This window comes from Verrucomicrobiia bacterium, assembly GCA_035765895.1.
Lineage (GTDB): Bacteria > Verrucomicrobiota > Verrucomicrobiia > Limisphaerales > DSYF01 > DSYF01.
Genome location: DASTWL010000063.1, coordinates 62018 through 68034, shown reverse-complemented (window position 1 = coordinate 68034; position 6017 = coordinate 62018). Strand labels below are relative to the sequence as shown.

The following is a 6017-nucleotide window of genomic DNA, read 5'->3' as shown; positions in this document are numbered from 1 at the left end:
CGTTCGTGATGACACCGCCCACCTGATTGACCACTCCCGTAATGACCGTGTTGGCGCCCAGCGCGATGCCCAGGGTTTTGCCGTTCATGTCGAGCACGCCGCCGTTCAGGTCATATTCCGCCCGGGTGTTCGGATTGCCCGACGCGCCCACGAACAGGAACTCGTGCGCGCCGTCATTGATGTTAAAGTTGAACGTGCCGCCATTTTGAACCAGCGTCGCGACGCCACCATCACGGCCGATGACCGCGGCGTCCTGAAATCCGCCGTTCACACTCAAACTGCCGCCGTTCTCAATGATCAGGGTCGCCTTGCGGGTGACCTGTCCGTCGGCCAGGTAGAAGAACGAACCGCCACCGATGCCGTCGATTTCCGTGGCGCCCGTGATGCGGTTGGTCCCGCCATTGACGACCAGTCCCTTCAACACATTGGTTCCCGCCAACGTCAGGAGGCCGGCGTTACCCGCACTCGTCTGCGTCAACTCACTGCCCGGGCCGGTGATGTTACCGATGATGGTGATATTGCCGTTCGTGCGCGTATCGACGCTGAAATTCCCCGCCGGCGCCAGCGGCAGATTGAGGGTCTGGGTGATGGGCGCCGCAGGATCGGCGTTGAACATGATGTTACCGTTGAGCCCAAGAACATTGCCGTTGAGCGTGAATGCGCCCGCGGCCGCATCGAACGTGATGCCGTTGGCCGAGACGCCCGTCAAATCGTTGGTGTTGCTCAGCCCGGTGTTCCCGGCAAAGGTCAGGAGCGTCGCAAACACCGGCACCACGTCGTTGTCCCAGTTGCCCGCGGTGCTCCAGTTGTAGTTCGCACCGCCGCCGTCCCAATTGCCCATGCTGTAAGCCCCCGGGCTGACCACATCCGCCCACGTCTCGCCCACCCTAACTTCGTCGTGCGCCACCGTCCGCCCGTTCGCAAAGGCGCCAAATGAAATTCCGTTAAACGACATGTCGCCCGCACCGGCAACCGTCAACGTCGGCGATGCGGGCTCGGTGGCCGAAGTGGGATTTTGATAAACCGTGACCGTGTCATTGCCCCCCAGGAAATCAATCCGCACCACGTAAAAGCTGACCGCCGCGCTGCCCGCTCCGATCTGCGTCTGCGCATTGCTGGGGGTGCGCAGATACACGTTGGCACTGCCGCCGGTGTCGTTGCCAACGCCGCCAATGCGGCCTGGATCGCCCAGATTGCCACGGTGAAACTCGAACTCGTAGTAGTTGTTGTCCGCTGCGTTGGGCTGCTGGAGAAAGCTGATGTAAATCGTCTTCCCCGCGGCGCCGATGTCGCCGTTGCCATCCAGATAGCCTTTCAAGGCAAACGGCCCGCCCGCCGACGTATCCAAAAAACGGCCGGCGCGCGTGCCATTGGGTGTAAATGCGGCGTTGCCGACCGACAACGCATCGTAACCAACCGGCGCATTGGCCCCGGCGGTCAGGCTGCCCGCCTGAACGCTGGAAGCCCCGTTGTTGACCGTCTGCCACGCGCCCTGCCAGCCGAACCCCCCGGCCTGCCCGGACAGGTTGCCGCTGCCCACGGAATAATTGAAACCTTCATGCGCCATCAGGCTGGCCCGTGACGTGGCCGGCGCCAACACTGCAACGCACGACCACGCTGCCAGGCACAGCGCGGACAAACCCGGCGGTGGCGGGCAAAGAAAATTCGCCGGTTTACATTCCTTGGCGTTCGGGATCGGTTTCATAATGGTTCATTGTTGTCGTTCGGGATCGGGATTGAGTTTGGGTGCGGCGGATTGGCCGCCACCGGAGCGCGTTCGCAAATGGGAAATCAAATCACGCGATGCTGGTCCGGACGTGGGCAACTGGGCGGCAGAGAGGAGAACAATTTCGCTCGTGATGCCAGGCAGTTGCCCGCGGACCACCGCGAAGCCATTGGGTTGCGAGGAAAAGAACAGAACGTCCGGCCCGGTGGAGCCCGCCATGCGGCAGCCGCGCTGAAACTCGTGGGGATTTCATGCTTTGAGCCTACCGGTCAGCTTACAGCTATAGAAAACCAGAATTGACCACCTTGAAAAAAGCTGCCATTACAACTTTACAACAAGTCATATCCGCTTTTCACCATGTCAAACGAACCCGCGGGTTCCAAACACCGCAAAATCAGCACGCGCCTCGAAATTGAAATCGCCGCGGGCAAATACACCGCCGGCACGCGACTGCCGAGCGAGCTGCAACTGGTCAAGCAGTTCGGCGTTTCCCGGCCCACCGTGGCGCGCGCCCTGCGCGACCTGGAAATCAAGGGCTTGATCGAACGGCGCGCCGGTTCCGGAACGTATGTCCGGTCCGGTCAAACCCAGCAAACGACCGCCACCCGCGTGCTGGGGCTGCTCGTGCCCGGATTGTCCACCACCGAAATCTTCCACATCATCTGCGGGGAGATCGCCAGCCTGGCGCGGGTGCACGACTACGGCCTGCTTTGGGGTGGCTCCACCAGTCCGCTGCTGGACGAAGACGCGAGCCTCAAACACGCCGAGGAAATCTGCAGCCAGTTCATTGAACGGAAAATCAGCGGCGTCTTCTTCGCGCCCGCGGAACTTCAGCCCAAGCAGGAGGAGGCCAACTTCCGGCTCGCTGAATCCTTGCGCGAGGCGGGCATCACCGTGGTTTTAATTGACCGCGACATCACGCCGTTCCCCCGGCGGAGCGATTTCGATCTGGTGGGCATCGACAACCTGGCGGCGGGCTACATGATCGCTGAACATTTGATCAAACTCGGCTGCCGCAAAATCCTGTTCGTCAGCCGTCCGCTCTCGGCCGCCACGGTCAACGCGCGCATCGCCGGCGTGCGCGAGGCGCTGGTGCAAAACGGCCTCGAACAGGATTCCAACTGGGTGCGGCAAGGCGATCCCCGCGACGTGAAATTTGTGCGGTCCCTCGTGTCGGGCAAGCTGGCCGACGCCATCATCTGCGCCAACGACGACACCGCGGCCGTGCTGGCGCGCACCCTGGAATCCCGGGGCATCAAGCTGCCGCACGATGTGCGGGTGGCGGGGTTCGACGACGTGAAATATGCCATGCTGGTTTCGGTGCCGCTCACGACCATTCATCAACCGTGCCGGGACATTGCCCATGTGGCGTTTCAAACCATGTTGCGGCGCCTGGCCGAACCCACGCTGCCCGTCCAATCGATCAGCCTGACGCCAAGCCTGGTGGTGCGCGAGTCCTGCGGCGCGTATCTGCAAAGCCCGCGCCCGGGGCGAAGCCAGTGAAGCCAAGCGGTGGCCGGGGCCGGGGTGGGAAGGGCAAAATGCGCCGCCTCAGCCAAGCCAAACGAAGGATTCGTGGATCCTAATCAGCGCTCCAGCCCGCGCATGACTTCCGCCATGGTCAACGCCGTGCGGGCCGCTTCTGTTCCCCGATTGTGTTTCCGGCCAAGGCAACGCACCCGGGCGTGGGCCTCCTTCGTAAACACAAACACACCGTGAATGACCGGCAACTGGCGCTGAATTTGAATTTGTGCCAGCGCGTGGGTCACCCCCCAACCGATGTGCTCCGCGTGGCTGGTCTGCCCTTGAAAGATGACGCCCAGGCAAATGACGGCGGCGTAACGCGGCTTGCCCGCCCGGGTCTGGCTGGCCAGCGCCGCGGCGACCGAAGGAATTTCGAACGCTCCCGGCACCCGCACCACGTTCAAGGTCCGCACCCCGGCCACCCGCAATTCCGCCTTCGCCGCCATCAGCATGGCATCGACGTAGCGCCCATTGTATTGCGAGGCGACGATGGCGAAGCGGGCGCCGGACGCAGAACCGGTTCGTTTGGTAATTCGTTTTAGCATGACGATTGAAATGACCGCCGTAACCGGAACCAGGCTTTACAGCAGGTGCCCCATCTTCTTCCGCTTGGTCTCCAGATAGCGTTCGTTGTGGGGATTCGGGTGCACGCGAATAGGCACCTGTTCCATCACCTTCAATCCGTAGCCGGCCAGGCCGACGATTTTTCGAGGGTTGTTGGTGAGCAGGCGGATGGTCTTCAAGCCGAGGTCGGTCAGGATTTGGGCGCCGAGGCCGTATTCACGCAGGTCCATCGGGAACCCGAGTTTCTCGTTGGCCTGCACCGTGTCGAGCCCGGCCTCCTGCAGCTTGTAAGCCTTGATCTTGGCGGGCAGCCCGATGCCGCGCCCTTCCTGCCGCATGTAAACCAGCACCCCACGGCCGGCCTCGGCAATCTGCCGCAGGGCCTGGTGCAGTTGTGGCCCGCAATCGCACCGGCGCGAGCCGAACACGTCGCCGGTCAGGCATTCGCTGTGCACGCGCACGAGCACGCCCTTTTTGCCGGCCACGTCACCCCGCACCAGCGCCAGGTGATGCTGGCCATCAAGGCGTGAGCGATACAGGTGCAGGTTGAAATCGCCGTAGTCCGTCGGCATCTTGATGGTTTCCACGGGCTCAATCAGCTTTTCGCGGGTGCGTCGGTATTCGATGAGGTCGGCGATCGTGGCGATTTTCAGACGATGCTTCGCGGCGAACCGTCGGAGGTGCGGCAGCCGGGCCATGCTGCCGTCATCGTTCATGATCTCACAGATCACCGCCATGGGCCGGCAGCCGGCGAGCGTGGCAAGGTCAACGGCGGCCTCGGTGTGGCCGGCACGCTGCAACACCCCGCCCGGCTTGGCCCGCAGCGGAAACACATGCCCGGGCTGGACGAGATCCTCGGGCAGCGCGGTCGGACTCGCCATGATGGCGATCGTGCGGGCGCGGTCGGCCGCGCTGATGCCGGTGCTGATGCCACGCGCCGCGTCGACGCTCACCTGGAAATCGGTTTTGAAGCTGTCGCGGTTTTGTTTGACCATCTCCTCGATCCCGAGTTGCTTGAGCCGTTCGCTGGTGGTGGGCACGCAGATGAGACCGCGCCCATGTTTGGCCATGAAGTTGACCGCTTGAGGCGTCACAAACTCGGCGGCCATGATGACGTCACCTTCGTTCTCGCGGTCCGCGTCGTCCACCAGGATCACCATCCGCCCGCGCCGGATGTCGGCGATGACCCAGTCGATCGAATCAAACATTTTGCCCATAAATCCAAGCGCAGAGTAGCGCAAGCACCACCAAACGCCAGCCGCTTCCTGACGGCCCGTCGACACCCTGATTATGGAAATTCCCGGATTTTGTAGCTGCGCCTCCCCGGGTGGTTCCTATCTTCGGACCATGCAAAGCAACCTGCCCCCCATTATTGGCGGCCCCGTCCCTTCGCGGGCCATGCACGAGGTCGATTACCAGATTTACGGTGACGATTTGCAGTTTGTGGAAGTGGAACTGGATCCCAATGAAGCCGTGGTCGCCGAGGCGGGCGGCATGATGTATATGGACGACGGGATCGAAATGGAGACCATTTTCGGGGACGGCTCGCAACAGAACAGCGGCTTTCTGGGCGCGTTGATGGGCGCCGGCAAACGTTTGCTGACGGGTGAATCGCTGTTCATGACGGTCTTTCAAAATCGGACCGCCGGCAAAAAGCGGGTGGCCTTCGGTGCGCCCTATCCCGGCAAAATCATCCCCGTGCACCTGGCCGAATTGGGCGGCGAAATCTGGACGCAGAAGGACGCGTTCTTGTGCGCGGCCAAAGGCGTCAGCATCGGCATCGCGTTCAACAAGCGCCTGGGTGCCGGCCTGTTTGGCGGGGAAGGCTTCATCATGGAACGGCTGCAGGGCGACGGGTGGGCGTTCATGCACGCCGGCGGAACCATCATCGAACGCCAGCTCGCTCCGGGTGAACTGCTGCGGGTGGACACCGGCTGCGTGGTAGGCTTTCAGCCGACTGTGGAGTTCGACATCCAGTTTGTCGGCAAAATCAAAACGGCGCTTTTCGGCGGCGAGGGGCTTTTCTTCGCCACTTTGCGCGGTCCCGGTCGCGTGTGGCTCCAATCGCTGCCCTTCAGCCGGCTCGCCGGCCGGATTTACGCGGCCGCGCCGCAAGGGGGCGGGCGCCGCAAGGGCGAAGGATCCATTCTCGGCGGGCTGGGTGATTTGCTGGACGGCGACAACAGTTGAAAGCCGCCCGCGG

General features: G+C 62.7%; 5 protein-coding genes. 2 read left to right on the top strand and 3 right to left on the bottom strand.

Annotated elements, in window-relative coordinates:
• Positions 1-1705, bottom strand: a 1705-nt coding sequence (locus tag VFV96_12910; protein ID HEU5071298.1) for a hypothetical protein, incomplete at its 3' end; no start/stop codon positions are given.
• Between the two features lie 378 nt (positions 1706-2083).
• Between VFV96_12910 and VFV96_12905 the strand changes: the two genes are divergently transcribed.
• Entirely contained in the window at positions 2084-3229 is a 1146-nt protein-coding gene (locus VFV96_12905) for a substrate-binding domain-containing protein (protein HEU5071297.1), read from the top strand.
• Between the two features lie 83 nt (positions 3230-3312).
• Here the strand turns inward: VFV96_12905 and ribH are convergent, their stop codons facing one another.
• Positions 3313-3795 carry a 6,7-dimethyl-8-ribityllumazine synthase gene (gene ribH, locus VFV96_12900; protein ID HEU5071296.1) on the bottom strand — a complete coding sequence of 161 codons (483 nt, stop codon included), beginning with the start codon at positions 3793-3795 and terminating at the stop codon, positions 3313-3315.
• A gap of 36 nt (positions 3796-3831) precedes the next feature.
• Complete coding sequence (locus VFV96_12895; protein ID HEU5071295.1) at positions 3832-5031, bottom strand: bifunctional 3,4-dihydroxy-2-butanone-4-phosphate synthase/GTP cyclohydrolase II; 1200 nt, start codon at positions 5029-5031, stop codon at positions 3832-3834.
• A gap of 130 nt (positions 5032-5161) precedes the next feature.
• Here VFV96_12895 and VFV96_12890 point away from each other — a divergent pair, with 130 nt between their 5' ends.
• Positions 5162-6004 carry a TIGR00266 family protein gene (locus VFV96_12890; protein HEU5071294.1) on the top strand — a complete coding sequence of 281 codons (843 nt, stop codon included), beginning with the start codon at positions 5162-5164 and terminating at the stop codon, positions 6002-6004.
• The last annotated feature ends 13 nt before the right edge of the window (positions 6005-6017 follow it).